This is a genomic window from Shewanella sp. 10N.286.51.B8 (assembly GCF_041469325.1).
GTDB lineage: Bacteria > Pseudomonadota > Gammaproteobacteria > Enterobacterales > Shewanellaceae > Shewanella.
The window spans coordinates 20,311-43,546 of sequence record NZ_JBFRKG010000006.1; the positions used below are offsets into that span (position 1 = coordinate 20,311).

At 42.1% G+C, this 23,236-nt stretch carries 24 protein-coding genes and 1 tRNA gene; 14 read left to right on the forward strand and 11 right to left on the reverse strand.

Annotation, left to right across the window (positions count from 1 at the left end; all coding sequences use genetic code 11):
• Nucleotides 1–58 precede the first annotated feature (58 nt).
• Nucleotides 59–1,018 carry a DUF6268 family outer membrane beta-barrel protein gene (locus tag AB4160_RS02665; protein WP_133126422.1) on the forward strand — a complete coding sequence of 320 codons (960 nt, stop codon included), beginning with the start codon at nucleotides 59–61 and terminating at the stop codon, nucleotides 1,016–1,018.
• Between the two features lie 105 nt (nucleotides 1,019–1,123).
• On the opposite strand, the gene AB4160_RS02670 is transcribed toward AB4160_RS02665, so the two are convergent.
• From AB4160_RS02670 to AB4160_RS02685, 4 genes are all read right to left on the reverse strand, one after another.
• Complete coding sequence (locus tag AB4160_RS02670) at nucleotides 1,124–1,684, reverse strand: chalcone isomerase family protein (RefSeq protein WP_102438720.1); 561 nt, start codon at nucleotides 1,682–1,684, stop codon at nucleotides 1,124–1,126.
• 61 nt (nucleotides 1,685–1,745) lie between these two features.
• The gene (locus AB4160_RS02675) at nucleotides 1,746–2,225 is read right to left on the reverse strand and encodes a DUF2947 domain-containing protein (RefSeq protein WP_102475418.1); all 480 of its coding nucleotides are present in this window, start codon (nucleotides 2,223–2,225) and stop codon (nucleotides 1,746–1,748) included.
• A 266-nt stretch (nucleotides 2,226–2,491) separates the two neighbouring features.
• Nucleotides 2,492–4,054: a PAS domain-containing methyl-accepting chemotaxis protein gene (locus tag AB4160_RS02680; protein WP_303414348.1), complete on the reverse strand. Its 1,563-nt coding sequence runs from the start codon at nucleotides 4,052–4,054 to the stop codon at nucleotides 2,492–2,494.
• A 380-nt stretch (nucleotides 4,055–4,434) separates the two neighbouring features.
• Nucleotides 4,435–6,744, reverse strand: a complete 2,310-nt coding sequence (locus AB4160_RS02685; RefSeq protein WP_102475416.1) for a peptidase U32 family protein — start codon at nucleotides 6,742–6,744, stop codon at nucleotides 4,435–4,437.
• A 125-nt stretch (nucleotides 6,745–6,869) separates the two neighbouring features.
• Between AB4160_RS02685 and AB4160_RS02690 the strand changes: the two genes are divergently transcribed.
• Nucleotides 6,870–7,532 (forward strand): glutathione S-transferase, encoded by a 663-nt coding sequence (locus AB4160_RS02690; protein ID WP_102519873.1) that lies wholly within the window; start codon nucleotides 6,870–6,872, stop codon nucleotides 7,530–7,532.
• A gap of 137 nt (nucleotides 7,533–7,669) precedes the next feature.
• Here AB4160_RS02690 and AB4160_RS02695 read toward each other — a convergent pair whose 3' ends face one another.
• Nucleotides 7,670–9,082: an endonuclease/exonuclease/phosphatase family protein gene (locus tag AB4160_RS02695; protein ID WP_303414356.1), complete on the reverse strand. Its 1,413-nt coding sequence runs from the start codon at nucleotides 9,080–9,082 to the stop codon at nucleotides 7,670–7,672.
• 467 nt (nucleotides 9,083–9,549) lie between these two features.
• On the opposite strand from AB4160_RS02695, the gene AB4160_RS02700 reads away from it, so the two are divergent.
• The gene (locus tag AB4160_RS02700; RefSeq protein ID WP_372003540.1) at nucleotides 9,550–10,134 is read left to right on the forward strand and encodes a protein disulfide oxidoreductase; all 585 of its coding nucleotides are present in this window, start codon (nucleotides 9,550–9,552) and stop codon (nucleotides 10,132–10,134) included.
• Nucleotides 10,135–10,240: 106 nt separating this feature from the next.
• Here the strand turns inward: AB4160_RS02700 and AB4160_RS02705 are convergent, their stop codons facing one another.
• The 3 genes from AB4160_RS02705 to AB4160_RS02715 form a co-directional block, all read right to left on the reverse strand.
• On the reverse strand, nucleotides 10,241–10,573 hold the full coding sequence (locus tag AB4160_RS02705) for a YegP family protein (protein ID WP_102438708.1): 333 nt from the start codon (nucleotides 10,571–10,573) through the stop codon (nucleotides 10,241–10,243).
• A 209-nt stretch (nucleotides 10,574–10,782) separates the two neighbouring features.
• A tRNA-Arg gene (locus tag AB4160_RS02710) sits at nucleotides 10,783–10,858 on the reverse strand.
• Between the two features lie 56 nt (nucleotides 10,859–10,914).
• On the reverse strand, nucleotides 10,915–12,105 hold the full coding sequence (locus tag AB4160_RS02715; RefSeq protein ID WP_372003542.1) for a flagellar assembly protein T N-terminal domain-containing protein: 1,191 nt from the start codon (nucleotides 12,103–12,105) through the stop codon (nucleotides 10,915–10,917).
• A 272-nt stretch (nucleotides 12,106–12,377) separates the two neighbouring features.
• On the opposite strand from AB4160_RS02715, the gene AB4160_RS02720 reads away from it, so the two are divergent.
• Together AB4160_RS02720 and AB4160_RS02725 are read left to right on the forward strand one after the other, a co-directional pair.
• Nucleotides 12,378–13,082 carry a FlgO family outer membrane protein gene (locus AB4160_RS02720; protein ID WP_102440681.1) on the forward strand — a complete coding sequence of 235 codons (705 nt, stop codon included), beginning with the start codon at nucleotides 12,378–12,380 and terminating at the stop codon, nucleotides 13,080–13,082.
• Nucleotides 13,079–13,534 carry an LPP20 family lipoprotein gene (locus AB4160_RS02725; RefSeq protein ID WP_102530793.1) on the forward strand — a complete coding sequence of 152 codons (456 nt, stop codon included), beginning with the start codon at nucleotides 13,079–13,081 and terminating at the stop codon, nucleotides 13,532–13,534. The genes AB4160_RS02720 and AB4160_RS02725 overlap by 4 nt, the downstream gene beginning before the upstream one ends.
• A 131-nt stretch (nucleotides 13,535–13,665) precedes the next feature.
• Here AB4160_RS02725 and AB4160_RS02730 read toward each other — a convergent pair whose 3' ends face one another.
• From AB4160_RS02730 to flgA, 3 genes are all read right to left on the reverse strand, one after another.
• Nucleotides 13,666–14,091, reverse strand: a complete 426-nt coding sequence (locus AB4160_RS02730; RefSeq protein ID WP_102440679.1) for a flagella synthesis protein FlgN — start codon at nucleotides 14,089–14,091, stop codon at nucleotides 13,666–13,668.
• A gap of 74 nt (nucleotides 14,092–14,165) precedes the next feature.
• Nucleotides 14,166–14,498 (reverse strand): flagellar biosynthesis anti-sigma factor FlgM, encoded by a 333-nt coding sequence (flgM, locus tag AB4160_RS02735; RefSeq protein ID WP_102440678.1) that lies wholly within the window; start codon nucleotides 14,496–14,498, stop codon nucleotides 14,166–14,168.
• Between the two features lie 72 nt (nucleotides 14,499–14,570).
• Nucleotides 14,571–15,278, reverse strand: a complete 708-nt coding sequence (gene flgA, locus AB4160_RS02740; protein WP_102440677.1) for a flagellar basal body P-ring formation chaperone FlgA — start codon at nucleotides 15,276–15,278, stop codon at nucleotides 14,571–14,573.
• Between the two features lie 319 nt (nucleotides 15,279–15,597).
• Between flgA and AB4160_RS02745 the strand changes: the two genes are divergently transcribed.
• The 9 genes from AB4160_RS02745 (at nucleotide 15,598) to flgH (ending at nucleotide 23,234) form a co-directional block, all read left to right on the forward strand.
• Entirely contained in the window at nucleotides 15,598–16,518 is a 921-nt protein-coding gene (locus AB4160_RS02745) for a chemotaxis protein CheV (protein WP_102440676.1), read from the forward strand.
• Nucleotides 16,519–16,659: 141 nt separating this feature from the next.
• Complete coding sequence (locus AB4160_RS02750; RefSeq protein WP_102519869.1) at nucleotides 16,660–17,499, forward strand: protein-glutamate O-methyltransferase CheR; 840 nt, start codon at nucleotides 16,660–16,662, stop codon at nucleotides 17,497–17,499.
• A gap of 143 nt (nucleotides 17,500–17,642) precedes the next feature.
• Nucleotides 17,643–18,041 (forward strand): flagellar basal body rod protein FlgB, encoded by a 399-nt coding sequence (gene flgB, locus AB4160_RS02755; protein WP_076540181.1) that lies wholly within the window; start codon nucleotides 17,643–17,645, stop codon nucleotides 18,039–18,041.
• 2 nt (nucleotides 18,042–18,043) lie between these two features.
• Nucleotides 18,044–18,460, forward strand: a complete 417-nt coding sequence (gene flgC, locus AB4160_RS02760; protein ID WP_102439333.1) for a flagellar basal body rod protein FlgC — start codon at nucleotides 18,044–18,046, stop codon at nucleotides 18,458–18,460.
• 24 nt (nucleotides 18,461–18,484) lie between these two features.
• Nucleotides 18,485–19,282 carry a flagellar hook assembly protein FlgD gene (gene flgD, locus AB4160_RS02765; RefSeq protein ID WP_102439332.1) on the forward strand — a complete coding sequence of 266 codons (798 nt, stop codon included), beginning with the start codon at nucleotides 18,485–18,487 and terminating at the stop codon, nucleotides 19,280–19,282.
• A gap of 75 nt (nucleotides 19,283–19,357) precedes the next feature.
• The gene (gene flgE / locus AB4160_RS02770; RefSeq protein ID WP_102439331.1) at nucleotides 19,358–20,722 is read left to right on the forward strand and encodes a flagellar hook protein FlgE; all 1,365 of its coding nucleotides are present in this window, start codon (nucleotides 19,358–19,360) and stop codon (nucleotides 20,720–20,722) included.
• Nucleotides 20,723–20,991: 269 nt separating this feature from the next.
• Nucleotides 20,992–21,735 carry a flagellar basal-body rod protein FlgF gene (flgF, locus tag AB4160_RS02775; protein WP_076540191.1) on the forward strand — a complete coding sequence of 248 codons (744 nt, stop codon included), beginning with the start codon at nucleotides 20,992–20,994 and terminating at the stop codon, nucleotides 21,733–21,735.
• An 11-nt stretch (nucleotides 21,736–21,746) separates the two neighbouring features.
• A complete protein-coding gene (gene flgG / locus AB4160_RS02780; protein WP_102439330.1) occupies nucleotides 21,747–22,535 on the forward strand; it encodes a flagellar basal-body rod protein FlgG in 789 nt (262 codons plus the stop codon).
• A 24-nt stretch (nucleotides 22,536–22,559) separates the two neighbouring features.
• A complete protein-coding gene (flgH, locus tag AB4160_RS02785) occupies nucleotides 22,560–23,234 on the forward strand; it encodes a flagellar basal body L-ring protein FlgH (protein ID WP_102439334.1) in 675 nt (224 codons plus the stop codon).
• Nucleotides 23,235–23,236: the final 2 nt, after the last annotated feature.

Genomic DNA, 23,236 nt, shown 5'->3' on the forward strand with positions numbered 1-23,236 from the left:
CGTTATGATTTATACCTGATAATTTCGATCGATATAATAATGAGAAAGGAAGCGATTAATGAAAACGATTTCAAGTTTGTCCCTCGTGCCAGAGCAAACTGCCTTTGAAGTTAAAAAGCGTTATTCAAAAAGGCTTTCTATTCCCTATGTTGCCAAGCTAGCAGCAGTGTCTAGCTTAGCGTTTAGCGCAACCGCTTCTGCCTACGATTACTCACCGTTTAAGTTTCATGTATCGCGCACTTCAACTGAAGCGGCTCAAGTCGGCAGCTCAGATACCGAACTGCAACGTGATGTATGGCGCATGAAGCTGTCGGCATCGATGCCTATTGGCAAAGAGTGGTCTATCGGCGCCAATGTAGGTTATGACAACCTCGATTATGGCTTTAAAAATGTTGGCGCAGGCCTACTGCAAGGTAACGTTACCCCTTGGAGTTCCATCAATAAATACAGTGCCGGTTTATCTTTAAGTTATCGCCCTAATGCCCAGTGGATGTTTTTATTCGCACCGAAATTACAATATTCCTATGCTAATACGGCATCGTCTTCAGATGCGCAAAGTTATGGGGTTGTGGCTTCAGGTATGTACCGCTTTAAGTCAGGTAACATGCTTGGGGTTGGGGTGGCGTACTTAAATGATATCTCTGAAGTAAAAACCATTCCTTACCTAGCGGTAAAATGGAACATAACCGATAAACTGTCGTTAAGTAATCCATTCCAAGCAGGCTTTAGTGGCCCAGCAGGTTTGGAGCTATCTTATAAACTTGATGACAAATGGAATTTTGGTTTAGGGGCTTCAAGACGTACCGAGCGCTTTCTAGTGACTGATGCTGAGCAAACTATTGAAGTAGAAGAGTGGGTTAGTTTTATTCGTGCGGGCTGGAATATCAGCAAGAAAGTATCGATTAATGCCTATGGTGGTTACTTCTTTGCTGGTGAAATGGAGCTAAGTCAACCTAAGGTGTCTGATGATATTGAAAATCAAGCGGCAGCAGGTTTAGCCATTGATATTAAGTTTTAAGCTTTATTAACTAGCCTTTTAGCAAAGGTGTTACATAAAACTAGCTATAAAAGCGACCATCAGGTCGCTTTTTTGTGGCTGTGGGTTAAGCGCTATTAACAGCGTTTATTTTGCCAACATGTTTTTGCGTAAGCTTTTTTGAGCAGGCTCATCGCCTAGCCAAATCTTGATTAACGCTTGTCTAAACGCTTCATTGGCAATTGTGGCTTGTTCTTGACCATTTTTAAAGCTGGTTACCCCAGCGTCTTTATGGGTGACAAAGGTAAATTGATCGCCTTTGCTGACTTCTTCGTTAAATAGTCCCATAAACGCATCAATACTGCTTTGAATGGATGCGCTATCGCCATTGGTGGCTGCATCAAAACCTTCGACAATGGCATCAGTCATTTTATCTGCGGTGATCATTCCAGAAGTGATATTGAGCCTAATCACTGATATCGGCTGGGCGATAACCGCATCTACATTGGTTGCAGGTGTTGCTAAGTACAAGCTGCCAACATATAAGTCCATAAAGAACTTGCTGCGCACCCCTGCGCCATTAAGGGCAAGCTGTTGCTCTGCAATCGTCATATTATCCGCCAGCTCAACACCTGAAACGGTTTTAGCTTCAGCCATTTGTGGTAACACTAACGCAGCGGTGAGGGCAATTATTGAAAGTCGTTTCATGGGCAACTCATTTTATAAAGTGTGATTTATACGGGCTGTATGCTGATTTTGCACAACAAGACTACGAACGCGTTCCTAGCTTATATTGGCCATTTTGCTCGAACATAATGGCTTGTTTCTTTTTCGGGGCGATCAAAATTGGACCATCATCGAAAAACAAAAAGGCTTTCCAGTTTTGAGCAAACACTGCCCAGGTGGTTTCGATGATTTGGTATTTTTCATAACAGAAAAATACTTGGGTATCGTCACTCCAGTCAATAAACTCAGCAATCGGTTCTGGCAGGGTATTATCTTCAGAGTCCCATGCCGCTTGCCAGTGCTCGGTTTGCTTCCAAGCATCTTGCTTAGCTGCCCAGTCACCCTTAGAAAATAATTCAGCACGATTACACTTATTACTTATCCATTGATTCCAAACCATCATGGCACTTTTGTCCGTTAACGGTTTGATTAATGCTTTGTCTTCATCAGCAACAGGCAAATCTTTATGGTTAAAAATCCACTTGCGCTTATACACATCTAGCGGGATGTAAGTGTGTGCCAAAAATAGCTCCTAGGGTTTAAAGGGTAATTAAGTGGCCAATTATAACTTTTCGCTATAAATAGTGCTAGCTCTTGCCTAGCTTTGGGATAAGAACACAGAGAAGGGCTTTATTGAGGCTGGCTTGTTTTGGGAACAGCCTGTATTGCATCGCTTGATATTGAAACAGGCAGATTGAAGCAGGCTCATTACACAAGCTTGCCAAGAGGGTTATCATGACTTCAGTGCGCCCAATACAGCGCACTGAGAGCAGTTTTCCCTATAGCGGCTTATAATTTAAAACGGCGAATAAGAGAGTGAAATACCTTGATGGTTTTTTCTAACTCCTCACTGGCATTGAGTGACTTATTGGCCGCAGAGCCCGTATCTGTTGCCCCATCAGCAATTTCAATAATTTGCTGGTTGATGTGCTCTGCAACAGCGCTTTGCTCTTCAACTGCTGAGGACATTTGAAAGGTCATATCGGTAATATTCGTCACCGCACCTTTTATTTTTTCCAGTGATGAGCGAGTTTTCTCAACTACTTCAAGGCCATTTTTAGTGGCAATTTCACCTTGGTGTGACATATCAACAGCGGCATTAGTACGAGCCGACAACTGCTTAATGACACTGTGGATTTGGTCGGTTGATTCACGGGTTTTTAAGGCAAGGGCGCGCACTTCATCGGCGACAACACTGAAGCCACGGCCTTGCTCTCCAGCCCGAGCCGCTTCAATGGCAGCATTGAGAGCCAGTAAGTTGGTTTGTTCAGCAATGGAGGAAATTAAATTGGCCGCTTGACCGATTTCTTCAGTTGAGGTGGCTAACTCTTTAATCGTAATAGCAATGCTGTCAACCGCATGACTTAGCTGGTGGATTGAGCTTAGGGACTCATCGGCCAGCGCTGCGCCAGAATCAACAAAGCTAATGGCATTTTCTGCACTGTGAGAGTTTTCTTCAATTTTTTGGGCGACTTCTTGAATAGCTTGGGACATCTGGGTGATCGCTGAGGCAATTTGTTGAGTCGCTAAGCCTTGATGCTCTACCGCTGCTTGAGTCACTGACACTTGAGTTTTACTGATATTGGAAATTTTGTCTAAGCCACTAACTGACTCATCGATACGAGTTAATGCTGTGCGGCAGCGGGCTATTTCACTAATGAAAGCCATTTTAGCTTGGGCGCTGGTGCCAGTATCATCAAAGTAGGTTTGGGCAACAGTTTCATTGGCAAATGATTTAGGGCTAATTAATAGTAGTTTATTCCACTGACTAGCTTGTTGCTGCAAACTCCAGCCAAGGCTTACTAGTCCAGCGATTAAGCTGGCTGTAGCCGCGACGCTGTTACCTTGCCAAGCAAGCATTAAGGTGAGTATTAGTGAGGGCAGAATAATTGGTAATGCTTTAGTGAAGCCCAATTTTAGGCGACTGCGCAGCGATGATGCTGACTTGCCAGCATTGATGCGCGCATAAGCACTGCTCGCACGTAGTTTTTCATCGGGTTCAGCTTGCACACGTACCGACTCATAGCCCACCAGTTTATTACCATCATAAACTGGAGTGACAAAAGCACTCACCCAGTAATAGTCTCCATTTTTGCGGCGATTTTTTACCAGCCCCATCCATACCTTGCCAGACTTTAATGTCTGCCACATAGTTTCAAATACCGCTTTGGGCATATCTGGGTGGCGAACAAGGTTATGCGGCTGACCAATTAGCTCTTCTCGGCTATAGCCACTGGTGTCGATGAATGCTTGGTTACAGTGGGTAATAACCCCTTGTGGATCAGTGCTGGAAATTAATGGTTTATCAGGTGAGAACAGATATTCTTTATTACTTGTTATACGTGCTGTCATATTTTTTCTTATTATTTTGTGACTAAGATCAAGTAAACTTGGGTGGTGTGATTCTGACCTCACTTTAAGGTAAATGCAATTTAAGCAACAAATAATTAACAGTGTAAATTCCGTAAGTTACGACGCTAAAATCGAGAAGGGATTTAAGGTGTATTAAAAGCAGCTATTAAAACAAGCGTTTAAATATTTTGATAACATTCAACGCGCGATTCAAATTGTTACATTTAACGTGGTAATATTTGGATTTTTTTAGCATTAGTTGCTGATTTTAAATACCTTACCTATCCCCAAAAATCATATTGTGAAGACAAAAAAGCCCTGATGTCGCGAGCTACATCAGGGCTTTGTTACTGTGTTATCAATAAATCAGCGGGTTGGTATTACAAACCGTTGATGTACTGATCAACCGTTGACTCTGGCACCATGGCGGCAAGTTCTGACTTAACGTTTTGATTGCCTTGTAGCAATTGCTCAAACTGTTTTATCAATGCCAGCTTGTCAGGTGAGACTCTATCGCCTGCCCCAATGTTGGTTAAATCAATCATGAAGCCGTCAAATAAATCAGCTAAATCGTCAACGATATCCATGTTCAAGAATTGGTCTTGATTATAAATACTTGGGTAACCTGCTTTTTGCTTATCAATGGCAAAAGAGTCACCTTTTAAGTTTTTAATGCTGGTGGATTTATCACATGACAACATACAACCATTATCAATTCGTGGTTTTTCACAGCCAACACTTTGTTGGAAGAAGCATTGTCTGCTGGCCATTAACAAAATTGGATGATAAATGCTGTAAAGCATTTTAAAGTCTTTAGGTCGGGCTAATTGCTTCATTTGTTGGCGGTTAATTTCATTTGAAATAAACGCACCGCTACAATCAAAGCCTTCTTTTAAGGCTAATAAAGCGTATGAGTTGGTGGTATTTAAAAATGGTCCAGCAATCCATTTAACACCTAGCTTTTGGGCGTGATAAGCAATACCTGTATTGTTAGTTACGATAAGCTCAGGTTTTACTTGTTGTAAAATATTAAGCGCTGCATCGTAATCTTTACCAATCAATACTGGCGGGAACCATGGAATTAAGCGTGGGTTTTGCTTGAAGAATTCCACATATTTAGTGCAGCCACGTTTATAGGCATCTGGCAGTTTGAAATAAATATCAGCATCGGTTGCTTGGGCTAGTGCCACATCCGCTTCATCACAAATCAAAATAGATAACTGTGGCTGGGCTGTTTCAGCGTCAGCTTTTACTGCCACTTTAGGGTGGCGTTCAAGTTTTGGTAACTCAACCGTTGGGATCACTTCAATGCCATCGTTTAAATAAGCTAACAGCTGATTTTTAAGGGTGGTGATCTCGCGATATGGAATACTTAAGCCATCTGCTAAACCACTGCAATCTAAGCTGATTAATTCATAATTGGCGTTATTGATATTTTTAAAACGCTTTTCAATGGCTTCTTGGTCAACACTGAGTTTTTCGCTTGGCAGCATACTACTGCTTGAATGCAGCACTAAGGTTTGCTGCTCTGCCGAGGCCAGTTTACTGCTCATTTGTTCAGTGGTAACAGTCAGGCTTAAGGGCTGACCTTGTTCACTGGCAAAGGCCAATGATAGCTTGATTTTCTCAATACTTAAGTGGGCAATTTTATCATCCACAGAGGCATTAATTTGCTGCTTATCGATTTGCAATTGCTGCTGGGCATCGTGGATTTGCACCACTGAAATCGACTCACCTTTTTCTGCTTTTAATTGGTCAACCAAATGATTTTTAGAGTTATCCCGTGGGTTATCAATAAACATTGATTGGTTTAAATCGCCGCGTAAAAAGGCGTTGGTAAAGTCGCGGTTAAATACTTTATATAAGCGCTCGCCATCTTGGGTCAATTCACCTGTTTCAACATAGCCATCAATTTGCTTACGGAAACTATCAATCACAGTATGTACGTAACTGGCACCTTTAATACGGCCTTCAACTTTAAATGAATACACTCCAGCTTCAATTAACGCCGGTAGGTCAAAAAAGGCGGAGTTATCTTTAATGTTTAGCGGAAAATTATTACCTGATTCAGTGGTTTCATACTCTTCACGACAAGCTTGGCTACAGCGGCCTCGGTTACCTGAGTTACCCGCGCTGGCTGAGGTTGAGTAACATAAACCTGAAAACGCCACACATAATGAGCCATGGACAAACACTTCAAGGAGCATGTCATGCTCGCGGCCAACTTCTGCAAGGGTAGTGATTTCACGTAGGTTTAATTCACGAGATAAGTTCACCCGCTCTGCGCCTAAATGCTTTAAAAACGGGATTTGGCCTGCATTGTGGGTGGTTAACTGGGTTGAAGCGTGAATAGCTAAAGTCGGAAAATGTTTTCTCAGTACATACAGTAAGCCCAAATCTTGCACAATAACGCCGTCTAAGGTGGTATTTACCAACTTATTAAGTAACTTCATTAAGGTTTTAAATTCTTGCTCAAGAATAACGATATTCAAGGTTAAGAAGATTTCGCAGTCGTACTGATGGGCAAGTCGAATGATCCCAACCAATTGGTCAAAAGAAATATTAGCAGCGCGATTACGAGCATTAAAGGTATCTAAGCCGCAATAAACAGCATCTGCACCAGCAATAATTGCGGCTTTAATCGCCTCGACATCACCGCCAGGGGCTAATAATTCAATCTTAGGTTTCATGTTTTAGACTTGCTCCGTTAATTTTAATGCAGGGATGTTACCCGTATATTTTACTAATGAATATGGTTAAAGTAGATAATTAATTAGCCAGTGTGCATATATGTAGTTGGGATTAACATATAACAATGAATAAAATCATAGATTTACCTGTACTCTATTCTCTAAGGAATTGCCCCTTTGCCATGCGAGCAAGAATTGCCATTTATAAGTCAAATCAGCCTATTTGGCTTAGAGATATTGTATTAAGTGACAAACCCGCTGAAATGTTAGCTGCTTCCCCTAAGGCCACAGTGCCGGTGATCGTGACCCCAAAAGGGCAGGTGATAGAAGAAAGTTATGAAGTGATGTTGTGGGCATTAAGCCAAAGCGATCCTGATGATTTACTGTTTGCCACTGACGCCGCTAAATTTGATTCGATGCTTGCGCTTATCTATCGTTTTGATAGTGAATTTAAGTCCTGCCTTGAAAACTACAAATGCGCCAAACGCTATAGCGAATCAAATATTGTGGAATGTCGTCTGGCCTGTGAAGTCTACGTACAACAACTTGAGCTGTTGTTATCCGAGCATGAATTTTTGTTTGCGGATCGTGAGAGTTTAGCTGATATCGCATTGTTACCTTTTATCAGGCAATTTGCCCGAGTAGAGCGGCAATGGTATTTGCAGTCGCCATATCCACATGTAAGAGCATGGCTTAATGCTTATCTGCAAAGCAAAATGTTCAGTAAAGTGATGACTAAATATCCTCTATGGCTTGAAAGCCGACAAGATGTAATATTTCCTGATTAACACTTTTAGCTGCTATTGAGCGCATAGTTAAAAACAAAAAGTTAAAACAAAAAGCCCGCAAATGCGGGCTTTATCTGTAGTTAACACAAGTGCTTAAAGCACTCATGTTAAACCAGTTGAGCTAATATAAGTGCTAATTAAAGCGCTACGTTGATCCACACTAAACGGTGGTCTGAAGACACCGACTTTCCGCCGCCGCCCCATTTACCTACACGTTCGTCATTCATCATTAAACGACCTTCTTCGAAAGTTGCAGGCCAGAACACCCCTGAGTCAGTGACATTCAAATCACTTGATGGAATAACATGGTCTAAGCGTAAACCTGAAGTACTAGTAACCGCATCTGGGTATTTAGTGTCCCAGTTTTCTGCACGACATTCACCGTTAGACAAACACTCTGGTCCGCCTAAGCTACTTGGTGCGTAAATTCCGTGAGTAGCAAGTTGGTTAACTTGGTCACTGTACATTAAGTCTTTGATGGTATCTAAGTAGCCGTCACCACTTTCAGGATCAGCATTCAAATCACCCAAGATAACAAATGATGCATCGCTATCGATACCGCCTTTGTTACCTTCATCATCGTAAATATAGCTACCTTCACCTGATGTGTAATCGTCCCAGAATTTGATTTCAGCACGGTTAAGTAACTTGTTATTTTCAGTTACCGTATCAAAAATAGGTGGTGTTGGGTGCGACATTAATAAGTGAATCACTTTATCGCCATCTGCTGTAGGAATAATAATAGGTGCATCAACATGGTTTTTAGATGACATTGGTCTTTCTGCCCAAGCTTCAGCAGTGTACCACTCATCGCCACAAGCCATTCCTTCCGGAATTGGATTGTTTTCATCGTCACAATTAATAATTGTTGGGTTAGTTTCACCAGGCATATCCTTCCATTTAAAATCTTGGAATGTGCGGATATTATCTGTATCAATTGGGTATTGAGACAGTAAGCTGAATGCATATTGACCGTGGTAGAAACCGAAGCCCCAGGCGTCATCAGGTAGCGCCACTTTGCCATCACGGTTTAAATCGTGACCACTTAATAGGCCTGTATTAGTGGCGAAGTTTTCAAAATAACCAAACTGGATTGGCTCAAGGGCTTTAAATTCTTCAGACGTTGAACCTAAAGCATTTTGTGGCACAGTCAGGTAGTTTAAACGGAAACCTTGGATTGCTTGTTGGTTTTCTGCTGTACCATCGTTATTGAATTCACCCATCCATAAGATTGCAGGTCGTTCAGTTTGGATAATTGCTGCAACGTTACGAATTTGAATAACCTTTTCTGCCACAGCGAGTTCTTCGTCGCTAAGTGACTCATCGAACCATTTATTCATTAATTCATCTTGCTCAGCGACGGTTAACGCCATTTCAGCGACAAGATCTTCATAAGTAAAACGATCGAAAGACAAGTTATAAGCACCGATGCGTACATCAGTTGTTTCAGGTGCTGGTTCACCTGGATAGTAATTATTAGTTTCGTCATTGCAACCAGCAAGTAAAGCAACACTCACTGCCATGGCAGCAGCTGTTTTTAACACTTTCATTTTTAACCCCATTATTATAAATATATGCCTCCTTTCTTGGAAGCTAAGGGATTTTAAACACCTGAAAAGCTGGCTAACAAGTATAAATTGAAGCTGTGACTAGCTTGTTGCCACAGGGCTTTTTATTTTAAAGTTACGTTTCGCGCTTGGTGTTATTGTGTTTTTGTTTGGTTGTATTTGTTGGGGTTTATCAGCAGTAACTAAACTGATACATACTGACATTAGCTTTTAGTATGCTAGCGTATAAGCGAAACAAAGCGCTTTAATGAAAACTACTTTCACTTTTAGATGCTGACTTTAAAACCCAATGAGCTGCTAATTAATATTTTTTAGCTTATGTGACAATAAATAATGTAAATTTCCGGCTGCTTATTCAGCAGCGCGAACGATTTAATTAATGATTTTTAGGTTGCACCATCAAGTGCCTGTCATTTCCCTATTTTGTAAAACATATAAAGAGGTAAATCATGAGTCGCTTGTTTTCTTCTGATAGCAAACAACAACATCAGAGCCAGCTAGATAGTAAGTTGCCAGATGCTAGTAACAAAGTGCCTTTAGGGAAAAAGATCTTCGGCTGGTTAAAGCAAATCGTCATACTGATTGTGTTCGTGATGGTCATTACGGGTTTAATGGATTTATGGCGCGGCAAAGACATTCAGCATGATAACTTACCTGAATTACAGGGAGTAACCCTTAAAGGTGAAAGGGTCGATGTATTGGCGATTAGCCAAGATAAGCCGGTGTTGGTGTATTTTTGGGGAAGCTGGTGCCCAATATGCGGCACAGTAAGCCCAGCCGTTGAAACCATGTCGGCTTATTATCCGGTGATCAGCGTGGCAATGGCGTCAGGCAACAATCATGAAATACAAGCTTACCTTGATGATAAAGGCTATAGCTTTGAAGTGATAAACGATCAGCAAAGTGAACTCAGCAATGACTGGTCGGTACAAGTCGCGCCAACCATTATGGTATTTAATAAAGGTAAACTCACATCCTATACAACAGGGATGACTAGCGTAGTGGGCCTGTGGTGGCGCATGCTGCTGGCATAATTTAGTTGTTGATAGCTAATCAGTTGTAGATAGTTAATCGGTTGTAAATAGTAAAAGCTCCCAAAGCAAAAGGTTCGAGAGCTTTTATTATGATATTTAAAACGAGTTAACAGAGATCTTTTATGGTGGTAGAGCTACCATTATCCATCACTGAACGAATACCATTATCTCGTGATGCGACACTGGCATACATCTGACTGGTACCAATAATTTGATGATTAGCCGCTTTAAGGTTGAAATAGGGCTTATCATTTTTAGCGGTTTCTTTAGTGAATTTATCTTCGCTTTGAGAATTGACTTGCACCGAGGCGATACCATTATTAGCGCCACTTTTAGCGGCATATAGCTCACTGGTCAGTATCACCTCGCCATTGCCAGCCTTTAATGCAAACTTGAACTGACCATTATTGCCTTTGCTTAACTCGAACCATCCAGACATAACACGCTCCTAATTACAGTGCTCGTAGTACATATAGTTAGTGCATACCAAAAATAGTATGCACATATGTTTTATGAAATTAAGTCTAGTAAAAAGAACCTTTAACGGTAGCAACTTTAGTTGGAGTTTCAGCAATAAAATGGAAGGTGCTTGAGCGTTACAAACTTGAACTGAAAATCCGAAGGATAGCGAACGATCAATAAAAAATATGGTCTCCCCACAAGGACTCGAACCCTGATCGATCGCTTAGGAGGCGACTGCTCTATCCTGTTGAGCTATAGGGAGACTAAGCGCAATTATACAAGTTTTAATCTTGATTAAAAGGCTTTAAATTTAGTTGCTTAAATCTTAATCACGATATCTTGTATTTGAATATTCCCTGTTGCGTCTATGCCTTGTAATACTGCGGTGGCACTTTCTTCTGATACTTGATCAATAGTGACTGTTGCGCGGTTTGGTGTGGCAACGGCGCGCATTAAATTCACTCTGTCAGGGATGTTTTGTTGCAATACAATTTGAAAGCTATCACCGGCTCTCACATGGTGCTTACGGCCTAAGTTAATAATTATTCTATTGCCTTGTTTAGCCACAATTTGTCCCAGCAGTGGGCGACAATTTAGCAAATTATCAATGTCAGCAGTGCTTTGCTGCATAAGCTGGTTAACCGTTTGGCCATAGCTTGAGCGCCAAAAACGTTTAGTGGTGGGTGATACGGTTTCGTCACGTTTAAACTCCCACTGCGCCTGTGCTGAGTAATCTTTACTCCAGACTTTTTCACCGCTAATAGCGTGATACAAAGTTAACTTAAAGCTGATTTGTCTTTGTGGGTAGCCGTGAAATAAGCCAAACATTAATCCTGAGGTGGGCTCGGTTGACATATCGAGGATTTCTGGTTGTAAGATATATTGGCTATCGGTGATTTCGCCTAACCAACTTGGGATGCGATTACCTTTAAAATTGATTAACTCATTGCTGTGATCTAGTGCTTCATCGGCGTGAATGCGGGCAAAGCTATTATGGGAGTGACTATTTAGTAGCACGCCATACTGTTGTGATAGTGCTTGAGTAAAGTTTAATAACTGACCATAACGTAATTGAGCGCGATCTTGAATACTGGCCTGAGGCACCATTATTGCCGCTCTTAATTGCTGACCTCGGCATTGCTGAGCTGAGTCGTCTTGAAGATCTAATCTTAGTAATACAGTAATGTCAGTGCTGGTGAGCATTTCAGATACCAGTTCAATATTATTGTCTTGTCCTATATGACTAAACTGAAATGCATCTTGGCTTAACTGCCCCTGACCCATGATGTATTGACTATTAACGTTAACACCAACCCCAGCTTGCATGCTGGCATAGCTTAGCGCTTGGCTGATCGCCACTTCACGCGCCTTATCTACATTGCCATTAATGATATTCGCATGGCCTGTTACTTCAATAATTTCAGCTTTTAACGGCAGACTCAAGATACTGACAAACAGCAATATGGCTGCGGAGTAGAGTCGCTGGGTTGTTTTACTGCATATTTTCATATTAATCACTTGCTTAAAGATAACGATGAACGACTAATACAGTGCCAAGTTTATGGCGTTAAAGTACTAGGAGCGATTGTTTGAGAATAAATGCAAAGAGTGTGCCTGTTATTGGTTTTTAATATATAAGTCGTTAAGCCAATGCTGAAAGGGATTAATTATCTAAAGTTTTTATCCTGATTGCCGATAGTGTTTTTAGAATTCATTTTTAACCTTTAGGCCTCAAACGCCTTAGCCCATAGCAATGCTTGAGTTAAATACAGGAATGCAATATGCGCCGAATTGGTTTACTTCCAATCATGATGTTGATGACAGCTTGTGCTGGCTCACAACCGACAGAGTATGATGATTTATCTTATGTCAATGAAGGCTATGAGATGAATTTTTGGTATGAGTCTGAGCCCAAAACGGATCATGTTATTCACTACGATATTCAGCAGTCAGGCATAGCGCCCAAAGCTGGGGTTAACCGCTTGGCGGAAAAAATTGTCAATGAATTAGTGCTACAAAACGACAGCTTACGAGCTGATCAACCACTGCTGATCACCACACCTGTCATGCTTGATGATTACGGACAAACTAATTTGCTGGGGCAGCAATTGCAGCAAGGCATGTTGACTGCATTTCATGCCAATGAATTTAATCTTGTTGATATGAATGTGGCTAGTTCACTTCGCGCCACTGCGGAGGGTGAGTTTATTTTAAGCCGCGACTGGAAGCAGCTTGCCACAGATTTAGCGGTATCCCATGTGGTCGTAGCCACCATGGGCACTACCTCAGAGGGGGTGGTGGTCAATGCCAGAATTGTCAATACTAGCAATAATCGAGTAGTGTCAGCGGTACAAACCTTTGTTAAAACCCACAGCCTGCCAGGCTATTTAACACCTGCCAATAAGGTGATTTCAAAAGACGGCATCTTGTATCGAAACGAGCATGCAGGTATGGCAAGCGTGACTATTTTAGGAGATAACCAATGAAGGCAATACTGTTTGCAGCCCTGACAGCAGCCCTCACCTTGTCCGGGTGTGCGGTAAACGACAAGTATGTGCAATGGGAAACCGAGGCGCCTAAACAATTTCCTAAACTAACCGCTATTGGTTATGCGCCGTTAGCAACGCAACCGGCAACAGAGCAATCTCACAAGGTGTTAATGGCGATGCAAGCGTCTAAAATTGCCGCTTATCGTGAACTGGCTGAGCAAGTGTATGGCCAGCAGATTGATGCCAGTAGCCAGGTCGATGATTGGTTGCTGAATAAGCAAACCGTTACCGCCAGTGTCTCGGGCATGATTAAAGGCGCTAAAGTGGTCAAAAGCTATCCGGCTGGTGATATGTATGTGACTGAGTTAGAACTGGATTTTTCACAGGTATGGAGCCTATATCAGCAGCAAAATAGGCCTAGAACGATTAAGCATGTGACTTACTTTTAGTTAAATTTAATTATTTAAATCCAGTCATTTAAATTAACTTAACTGAAGTACAAAAAAACCGCTCTTTGAGCGGTTTTTTGGTTTTTAAAACACAATCTAGCAACTCGCAGGGCAGTTAATTACCGCCTCGATTATGCTTTAAGGTTTTGCCCTAAAGAGGAAATCGTTGAAGTTCGGCCTTTGTCATTATAGGTCAGGCTTGATGCATTACGGCTCATTTGCAGCGCTTGAGAGAAGCGATTAAGGCTGGCTATATTAAGCTCAATTAAGCTGGCATTTTGACTATTGATGGCCTTGCACTCGTCTAGAATCGCTTTGGCTTCTTCGACTTTAACAATGAGTTCTGGCTCAGCGTTTAATAATGCTTTTTCTGGGTGAGAGGCTAACTTTTCATCATTAAGTTTGAGGTTGTTTAGGCAGTCAACCTTGTCTTTTGCCAGTGACAGTAGTTTATCTGCGTCACGTTCAGTAAGGGCTAATTTTTCTTCAGATACAAGTAATTTCAGCGACGACAAGGTGTCGTGCTGAAAAGATAACAGCTGTAGTAATTCAGTCATAAGTTACTCTTTATTAAAACCCACATTACCCGTTAAGTAATGTGTGGCCGATAATATCAAGAGTAACGATGAGGTTACTCTTGGTCGAAATTTAATCCGTCAAGATCAGCTTCAAAGCTAGCAATGTTAGCAGCTAACTTTTCAGGATCGACTTTGTAGCGACCTTCTGAAATTGCTAATTTAATTGCATCAACTTTGCTTTGGTCAACTTCTGGTAAAGATGCCATATTACTCTGCACTCCCTGCAGCTGCTGCGCTTGTGCAGTAATACTGACCGAATCCGTTTTTACTGGGGCAGCCGTGGTCTTAGCCGCTGAGTCAGCTGTTTGCGTTGTTGCTCCTGCGTCGCGATTGGTGCGCAACTGAGCATGAGAAGCTGTTTTTAGATGGTTAATATCAATTGCCATGTGAGGCTCCAGCGTAATGTTAGGGTTTTCCAAACAGGTTATCGGCCTTGTCAGAAAAAACTTTAGAATATTTTACATTCTAACTTCAACTTCGCCAACGCCTGTGACAATGACATCTAATCGCCTGTTAGAATTGCTATTTCTGACTCTAATAGCATCGCCAATATTACCATCTCTTAGTGCTTCTCCGGCAGTTTTTATTTCAAATGCGTTTGTTTTAGCATAAATAGATACCGAATCTCCTTTGCAAACAAAGCATAAATTATTGTTTAGCAAAGGCGCTTTAGCTGACACACGCCTTTTTGAGCGGGTACCGAGTAATTGTGAGATCTCAGAAAAAAACTGCCCGCGGATACTGTGTTGGTCAACATAGTTAATTGCCACATTATCTGCTGTGATTAACTCACCTTTTTCAATAATTCCCAATGCTGTCACCACTGGATACATAACCTCAACTTTAACCGAGATAAACATTTGCCATGGGTAGTCATAATCAGGGCTGATACAGCTAATTTTGACTGTGTTGGTGCGGCTAATTTCGCGGTCACTGGCCATTTCAACACTAATGGGTGGCAAACATCTTGGCGGTGTTAATCGGCCATCAAGATTTTGCGGGCTAATGTTGATCACCGCATTGGGCTTTTTAGCAATTTTTTTTGCTACTACCTCTTTAGCTAATTCAGTAATGGTCGATAGAGAGTAAGTTATGGTGGCATCTTCACTGGCGTTAACCGGTAAAGATAAAAAAATAATGATCAATAGTAGAATGTTTTTCTTCATAATATTCTAACTAGCTTGATTGGCCAGGTTACCTCTAAACTTCAATTTTAATTAGCAATGATAAGGCTAAACATTCTCAATGTTATCTTTGTCAGAAGTTTGACTTTTTTCATTGAAATCGTCGCTTAAATGCGATGTGACCACAATCAAGCAAAAACTATGCCTATAGCTAAATTTAAGCGCTAAACCAGCAAATTGGTATAAATTACTGTGTTACAATTTGCGAAAATGGTTTTACTGTCGCTTTAAAACACTGATTAACAGTGAACTCTAATAATAAATCCCACTAGGGAAAGCATTCATAAAACAAGGCAGGGTTATGTCGAGCATTCTTGATTCAGTTAATAAACGTACCCAACTGGTAGGCCAAAATAGACTGGAGTTACTGCTTTTTAAACTTAATGGTCGCCAACGTTTCGGTATCAACGTTTTTAAAGTAAAAGAAGTATTACAGTGTCCGCCACTGACAAAGTTACCCCGTTTAAGCCCAATGATTAAAGGCATTGCTCACATTCGGGGCTCGACTATTTCAGTGATTGATTTAAGTGCGGCAACTGGTGGCCGTCCGTTGGCATCGACTGAAAATTGCTTCATCATTATTGCTGAGTATAACCGCAGTATTCAGGGCTTTTTGGTTAGCTCAGTAGAGCGCATTATTAATATGAATTGGGAATCAATTATGCCACCGCCACAAGGGGCTGGGCGCAACTCTTATTTAACTGCAGTAACCGAAATCGAAGGTGAATTGGTTGAGATTTTAGATGTTGAAAAAATTCTTGATGAAATATCACCAGTAAAAACGGAATTAAGCCAAGCTGCCAGTGATGCTATTACCATTGATAAAGAGCAGCATTACCATATTATGGTGATTGATGACTCTGCAGTTGCTCGTAAGCAAATTATCCGTTCATTATCGTCATTGAACCTGCAAATTGACACCGCTATTGATGGTAAAGATGCCTTAGAGAAATTAAAAGCGATTGCCACTGAGATGGATAATGTTGCCGATGAAATTCCACTGATTATTTCAGACATTGAAATGCCAGAAATGGATGGCTATACCTTAACGGCGGAAATTCGCGACGATCCAAAACTTAAAGATATTAAAGTGGTGCTGCATACTTCATTAAGTGGCGTGTTTAATCAGGCCATGGTTGAAAAGGTCGGCGCAAACGACTTTATCGCTAAGTTTAATCCCGATGAGTTAGCGTCAGCGGTCAACAAACATCTCATTTTATAATAATTCAATCTACAACCTAGGGCTGATGATTCACCATAGGTTGTAGATTTCACGTTTGTTACCAAGTGCTCGGTAACCAAACAAAGCGGCGGCTTTAGATTGCAAACAATGTAAAGCGCCTCTTTAAAATAGGATGTAAAAGTGCCGAACAAATCACTTGCTGAAGCAGAATATAATCAGTTTAAGCTTTTTTTAGAGCAACACAGTGGCATTGTATTAGGTGACAACAAGCAATATTTAGTAAAAAGTCGCTTAGCGCCTTTAATGGGCAAGCATGATTTGCCCTCATTATCGGAAGTGGTTAAGCGCTCAATGAAGCCAATGGAGCGGCATTTACGGGCGGAAGTGATTGACGCTATGACCACAAATGAAACTCTGTGGTTTAGAGACAAATACCCGTTTGAATTACTTCATGATGCTTTATTACCTGAATATAGCCGCTTAGGTCGGCCGTTAAAAATATGGTCAGCCGCTTGCTCGTCAGGGCAGGAACCCTATTCATTGGCAATGACTATTTTAGAGTATCAGCAGCGTAAGCCGGGGGCATTGCCTGGTAGCGCGACGATCCAAGCCACCGATTTATCACCTTCAATGCTAGCGCGTTGTAAAAAGGCCGAATATGACAGCTTAGCCTTAGCCCGTGGGCTATCAGATGAGCGAAAGCGACAATTTTTTGATCCAATGCCGTCAGGTCATATGAAAGTGAAAGATAATGTTCAGCGGTTAGTGAATTTTAGAAGTCATAACCTGCTTGAAAGTTATAGCTTATTGGGTAAGTTCGATATTATCTTTTGTCGTAATGTGTTGATTTATTTTTCTCCAGAGGCAAAAGCTAAAATTTTGCGGCAATTTGCTGCCGCCCTTAATCCCAATGGGATTTTATTTTTAGGGGCGTCAGAATCTATCTCAGGTTTAAGTGATGAATTTACGATGGTGCGTTGTAACCCAGGGATTTACTATCAAAAGAAAAATATATTGTAAGTTTATGAATTAATATGTTTTTAGTTAATAAAATGCCGACTTACGTCGGCATTTTTCATTTTTATCCTTTCTCATCTTAAAACCGCAATATTTTGGCATAAGGTTTGCTTTGTTAGTGACAGTTAGCTGATGGAGGCAATTTTATGGCGATTAATTTTGAAAATGGTTTAGGGGTACATCAATACTCGTTGGGCATACGTGCTCAAAGGGCTGAAGTGCTATCTAGTAATATCGCCAATGCCAATACCCCGGGTTACAAAGCCCGTGATGTAGACTTTGCCTCTGCCATGAATAGCGCCCGCTCTCATCAGCAAGGGCTGCAAATGAGTCAAACAACTGACAAGCACTTTGACCTTAAAGCGTTAAGCCAAGAGCATGTGCAGTTTCGGGTGCCAAATCAGCCAGACACAGGTGACGGTAATACGGTGGATATGCAAGAAGAGCAATCTGCATTTATGCAAAACTCTTTGGAATATCAAATGTCACTGGGCTTTCTTGAAAGTAAGTTTTCTGGCATGCGTAAAGCCATTAGAGGTGATTAATTATGAGTCTTTTTAATATTTTTAATGTGTCAGGCTCGGGTATGTCTGCGCAATCGGTGCGCTTAAATACCACCGCCAGTAATATTGCTAATGCCAACACAGTATCAAGCAGTGTCGGTGAGACCTATAGAGCTCGTCATCCTATTTTTGAGGCTGAAATGGCCAAAGCCAGTCATCAGCAAAATAGTTCTCATAGTGTCAGTGTTAAAGGCGTTGTAGAAAGCGATAAACCGTTATTAAAAGAATTCTCACCTAATCATCCAATGGCTGATAACGATGGGTTTATTTATAAACCCAATGTCAATGTGATGGAAGAAATGGCCGATATGATTTCTGCTTCTCGGTCATATCAAATGAATGTTCAAGTGGCTGATGCCGCCAAATCAATGTTGCAGCAAACGCTTCGTATGGGTAAGTAATATGAATTTAGTTGGAGGTAAACAATGAGCCTCGTTAATCCTTACAGTAGTCAGTCATTACCGCAGTTGCAGACGTCTACCACGGCTTCCACCGTCTCCACTAATTCAGTGGCGACAAACTCACAAACTACACAGGTATCAGACAGTAGCTTTTTAGATAGCCTAACTGCTGCGCAATCAGCTAGCACCACCGAAACTGGTGAAGCTAAAAGCCAAGAGCTAACCCAATCGGATTTCTTTGCGCTTTTGAGTCAACAGCTGTCAATGCAGGACCCGTTTAAACCTGTTGAAAACGATCAGATGATCGCACAAATGGCGTCCTTCGCGACCGTTGATGGTATTGCCAACTTAAATGCTGAAATTTTGAATTTGAACAGTGTGATGAGCTCAAGTCAGGCATTACAAGCCTCGGGCTTAGTGGGGCAAAAGGTGCTCATTCCATCAGATATTGGCCATGTCTCAGAAGAAAACCCAGTCATTAACGGTGTCATTAGTACGCCACAGCCAATCGATACCATTACCGTCACCATTGAAGACGAGTCAGGCCAAGTGATTAAAACCTTTGAGGTTGATGGCTCTGCAGGCGGCAACATTGATGTCAGCTGGGATGGCCTTGATAAAGATGGCGAACCCGTAGAAGAAGGCATGTATGCCATTAAAGCTAACGGTAAAGTTGATGGCAACGCCGAAGATTTAGCGGTTTCAACTTATGCCCATGTCACTAGTGTGTCTTTAGGCAGTGTCGCCAGCGGTCCGATCCTTAACCTCAGAGGCCTAGGTGGTATTCAATTGTCTGATGTACTGGCAGTGGCAGAAAGTTAATAACACAAACAATAATAAGCTGCCAGAAATCTGGCAGCCACACAGAACCTAATTTAAAGCGCTAAGAGGTGATTTATGTCGTTTAATATTGCATTGAGTGGTATCGCAGCTGCTCAAAAAGATCTCAACACCACGGCTAATAACATTGCCAACGTCAATACCATTGGTTTTAAAGAGTCTCGCGCTGAATTTGCCGATGTTTATGCTAATTCAATTTTTTCAAATGGTAATACCGCAGTGGGCGGCGGCGCAACCACAACTCACGTAGCGCAACAGTTTCAGCAAGGTAGCTTACTGTTTACTAACAACTCCTTAGATATGGCTATTAGTGGCGGTGGTTTCTTTGTTACTTCATCTGAAGCGGGCAGCCAAGATCATGCATTCACCCGTGCTGGTGCATTTAAAGTAAACTCAGAAAGTTTTATGACAGATTCAGCCGGTAACTATTTACAGGGTTTCCCTGTGGATGCTGATGGTAATTCGACTTCAGTGAGTTTAACCACCACCCAACCGATTAAAATCCCCGATACTGCAGGTAGCCCAGTGAAAACCGGTAACGTTGGTTTTCAAATGAACCTCAATGTTGGTGATGAAGAACTTGATCCAGCAAACTTTGATCCAGATGACGCAGATACTTACAATAACTCAACCTCAGTAACTATCTATGATTCACTTGGTGAGGCTCATATCTTGACCACTTATTTTGTTAAACCAGAAGGTGGTTCCCATACTGGTGAGAATAACTGGGTTGCCTTTTATGCTGTTGATGGCAAGCAAGTGGATATTGATGCGCCAACGGGTGGTTCATTCCCAACAGATACTACTGGTGATGGTATTGCTGATTCAACTGGTACCGCTGAAAACGCATCCGGCTGGAAAGGCTCAGTACTTACATTTAATGATGCCGGAACTTATACAGGATCTGATCCAGCGGTAGTGTCTACGGTTGAACTAGGTAGTAATGGCGCAGGTGTTATCGGCACCGGCGCTGACGGCTCCCAAAAGGTGAACATCGATTTTAATAATCCTACTCAATACGCCTCACCGTTTGAAGTGACAGAGTTAACCCAAGATGGCACCACAGTCGGGCGCTTAACCAATGTCGGTGTCGGCGATGACGGTTTAGTAACAGCCAGTTACAGTAACGGTTCAACCGTGCCATTAGCTCGGGTAGCATTAGTACGCTTTTCTAATGAGCAAGGCTTAACTCAAGTAGGTAATACCTCTTGGAAAGCCAGCTTAGACTCAGGCCCAGCACTAGCAGGTGAGGCCAATAGCGGCACTTTTGGTAGTATTCGCTCGTCAGCACTTGAGCAATCAAATGTTGATTTAACCACCGAGCTGGTGGATTTGATTTCAGCTCAACGTAACTTCCAAGCCAACTCACGTACCCTTGAAGTTAACAATACCCTTAACCAAACGGTATTGCAGATCCGCTAATTAATCTCGCGCTTTAGTAATCTCGCGCTTTAGTAAACTCGCGCTTTAGTAAAGAGTTGCCGCCATGGCAACTCTTTGCCTTATTGTTCACCTCATTCTTCACCTCGTTACTACAGCCATTAACCTGCCCAATATTGCTTATCTTGTAAATTTCCCCGCTGTTTATAACTGCAAATTTCATCTAAAACTCAAACCCTTAATTTTTTGGCACGTTGATTGCTAGTTCTGTGTATATCTTTTGTTATGAAGAAAGTTTGACGGAGCGGTAAATGGACAAATTACTTTATGTTGCCATGAGCGGCGCTAAGCAGAATATGAATGCTTTGGCGGTGCGAGCCAACAATTTAGCTAATGTGAATACTGACGGCTTTAGAGCTGATTTGGTTCAAGCACGCTCTATGCAAGCTTTTGGCGAAGGTTTACCGACTCGTGTTTTTGCAATGACAGAAAGCCCCGGGCATAACTTTGACTCAGGCCCACTTAAAACCACAGGTCGTGATTTAGATATTGCCGTTAAAGATAAAGGCTGGATAGCTGTGCAAGCTGCTGATGGCGGTGAAGCCTATACCCGTTCAGGCAGTCTAAATTTTGACACTACCGGCTTACTCACTAATGCGCGTGGCAATCCGATTATGGGGGAGGCTGGGCCAATTGTGCTGCCACTGCCGGTTGAAAAAGTGCAAATCTCCCCTGACGGTATTATCTCGGTTAGACCCCAAGGCGCCACAGCCGACATAGTCGAAGAAGTTGCGCGGATTAAATTGGTTAACCCCAACAACGCCGACATGATGCGCGGTGAGGATGGCTTGTTTCGTTTAACCACAGGGCAAAACATCCCTAATGATCCCAATGTTCAAGTTGAAAGTGGCGCAGTTGAAGGCAGTAATGTCAATGCGGTATCTGAAATGGTGGCGCTAATTGATATTCAGCGCCAATACGAAATGCAAGTGAAGATGATGAAAAACGCCGAAGATCTTGATCGCGCCTCGTCAGCTTTAATGAGAATTAGTTAGGAGTAATTATTATGCATCCTGCTTTATGGATCAGTAAAACCGGCCTAGATGCCCAACAAACCGACATTTCGGTTATTTCTAACAACGTGGCCAACGCCAGTACCATTGGCTATAAAAAAAGCCGCGCAGTGTTTGAAGATTTGCTTTATCAAACCGTTAACCAAGCGGGCGGCGTCAGTGCTGATAACACCAAACTACCTAATGGCTTAAACCTCGGTGCGGGTACCAAAGTGGTTGCCACGCAAAAGATGTTTACCCAAGGCAATATGTTAACCACAGACAATGCCTTAGATCTAATGATTGAAGGTCCAGGCTTTTTTGAAGTTGAAATGCCAGATGGCACCGCAGCTTATACCCGTAACGGCCAATTTAGCCTAGATGAAAATGGCCAAATTGTGACCCCAGGTTCGGGTTATGTCATCCAGCCTGCCATCACCATTCCTGATGATGCCACTTCAATCACAGTGTCATCTGAAGGTGAAGTTTCAGTGAAACTTTCAGGTGCTACAGAAAATACCGTCATTGGTCAGTTAGCCATGAGCGACTTTATTAATCCATCAGGGTTAGACCCACTAGGGCAAAACCTTTACACCGAAACCGGTGCCAGTGGCACGCCGATTCAGGGCACGGCTTCATTGGATGGTTTAGGGGCTATTCGTCAAGGGGCGCTTGAAACGTCAAATGTTAACGTGACTGAAGAACTGGTTAACTTGATCCAAAGTCAACGTAATTACGAAATGAACTCGAAAGTGATATCAGCTGTTGATCAGATGATGTCTTACGTAACACAGAACTTATAAGCTTTGATGATAAGAGAGGGGATGATGAATAAGGTTTTAGTCTTAGCATCAGCATTTGTGATGCTGGGTTGCAGCTCAACTCAGCAAAAACCCATAGCCGATGATCCATTTTATGCGCCTGTTTACCCAGAAGCGCCGCCAACCCAAATGGTGTCAACGGGTTCAATTTACATGGATCATCAATCATCCAGTTTGTACTCGGATATTCGTGCCCACAAAGTGGGTGACATTATTACCGTATTGCTTAATGAGTCGACCCAAGCGAAGAAAAGTGCCAATAACGAAATTAAAAGAGGCTCTGATTTAAGCGTCGATCCGGTTTATGCCGGTGGCAGCAATCTGTCGATTAAAGGAATTCCGCTAGATTTTCGTTATTCAGATGACATGAATACCAAGCGTGAGTCAGATGCCGATCAGTCAAACAGTTTAGACGGCAGCATCTCAGCCAATGTCATGCAAGTGCTTAACAATGGCAATTTAGTTATTCGCGGCGAAAAGTGGATTTCAATTAATAATGGTGATGAGTTTATTCGCGTTACTGGCATGGTACGTAGTCAAGATATCACTCCTGATAATACCGTTGAATCCACCCGTGTTGCCAATGCTCGGATTCAATATAGCGGTACCGGCACTTTTGCCGATGTCCAAAAAGTGGGTTGGTTAAGCTCCTTCTTTATGGGCCAATGGTGGCCTTTCTAAGG

Excerpts from the sequence above, each read along its gene's own strand:
- AB4160_RS02665 (WP_133126422.1), top strand. The coding sequence starts at position 59 with ATGAAAACGATTTCAAGTTTGTCCCTCGTGCCAGAGCAAACTGCCTTT.
- AB4160_RS02670 (WP_102438720.1), bottom strand. The coding sequence starts at position 1,684 with ATGAAACGACTTTCAATAATTGCCCTCACCGCTGCGTTAGTGTTACCA.
- AB4160_RS02680 (WP_303414348.1), bottom strand. The coding sequence starts at position 4,054 with ATGACAGCACGTATAACAAGTAATAAAGAATATCTGTTCTCACCTGAT.
- AB4160_RS02685 (WP_102475416.1), bottom strand. The coding sequence starts at position 6,744 with ATGAAACCTAAGATTGAATTATTAGCCCCTGGCGGTGATGTCGAGGCG.
- AB4160_RS02690 (WP_102519873.1), top strand. The coding sequence starts at position 6,870 with ATGAATAAAATCATAGATTTACCTGTACTCTATTCTCTAAGGAATTGC.
- AB4160_RS02695 (WP_303414356.1), bottom strand. The coding sequence starts at position 9,082 with ATGAAAGTGTTAAAAACAGCTGCTGCCATGGCAGTGAGTGTTGCTTTA.
- AB4160_RS02700 (WP_372003540.1), top strand. The coding sequence starts at position 9,550 with ATGAGTCGCTTGTTTTCTTCTGATAGCAAACAACAACATCAGAGCCAG.
- AB4160_RS02705 (WP_102438708.1), bottom strand. The coding sequence starts at position 10,573 with ATGTCTGGATGGTTCGAGTTAAGCAAAGGCAATAATGGTCAGTTCAAG.
- AB4160_RS02715 (WP_372003542.1), bottom strand. The coding sequence starts at position 12,105 with ATGAAAATATGCAGTAAAACAACCCAGCGACTCTACTCCGCAGCCATA.
- AB4160_RS02720 (WP_102440681.1), top strand. The coding sequence starts at position 12,378 with ATGCGCCGAATTGGTTTACTTCCAATCATGATGTTGATGACAGCTTGT.
- AB4160_RS02725 (WP_102530793.1), top strand. The coding sequence starts at position 13,079 with ATGAAGGCAATACTGTTTGCAGCCCTGACAGCAGCCCTCACCTTGTCC.
- AB4160_RS02730 (WP_102440679.1), bottom strand. The coding sequence starts at position 14,091 with ATGACTGAATTACTACAGCTGTTATCTTTTCAGCACGACACCTTGTCG.
- flgM (WP_102440678.1), bottom strand. The coding sequence starts at position 14,498 with ATGGCAATTGATATTAACCATCTAAAAACAGCTTCTCATGCTCAGTTG.
- flgA (WP_102440677.1), bottom strand. The coding sequence starts at position 15,278 with ATGAAGAAAAACATTCTACTATTGATCATTATTTTTTTATCTTTACCG.
- AB4160_RS02745 (WP_102440676.1), top strand. The coding sequence starts at position 15,598 with ATGTCGAGCATTCTTGATTCAGTTAATAAACGTACCCAACTGGTAGGC.
- flgB (WP_076540181.1), top strand. The coding sequence starts at position 17,643 with ATGGCGATTAATTTTGAAAATGGTTTAGGGGTACATCAATACTCGTTG.
- flgC (WP_102439333.1), top strand. The coding sequence starts at position 18,044 with ATGAGTCTTTTTAATATTTTTAATGTGTCAGGCTCGGGTATGTCTGCG.
- flgD (WP_102439332.1), top strand. The coding sequence starts at position 18,485 with ATGAGCCTCGTTAATCCTTACAGTAGTCAGTCATTACCGCAGTTGCAG.
- flgE (WP_102439331.1), top strand. The coding sequence starts at position 19,358 with ATGTCGTTTAATATTGCATTGAGTGGTATCGCAGCTGCTCAAAAAGAT.
- flgF (WP_076540191.1), top strand. The coding sequence starts at position 20,992 with ATGGACAAATTACTTTATGTTGCCATGAGCGGCGCTAAGCAGAATATG.
- flgG (WP_102439330.1), top strand. The coding sequence starts at position 21,747 with ATGCATCCTGCTTTATGGATCAGTAAAACCGGCCTAGATGCCCAACAA.
- flgH (WP_102439334.1), top strand. The coding sequence starts at position 22,560 with ATGAATAAGGTTTTAGTCTTAGCATCAGCATTTGTGATGCTGGGTTGC.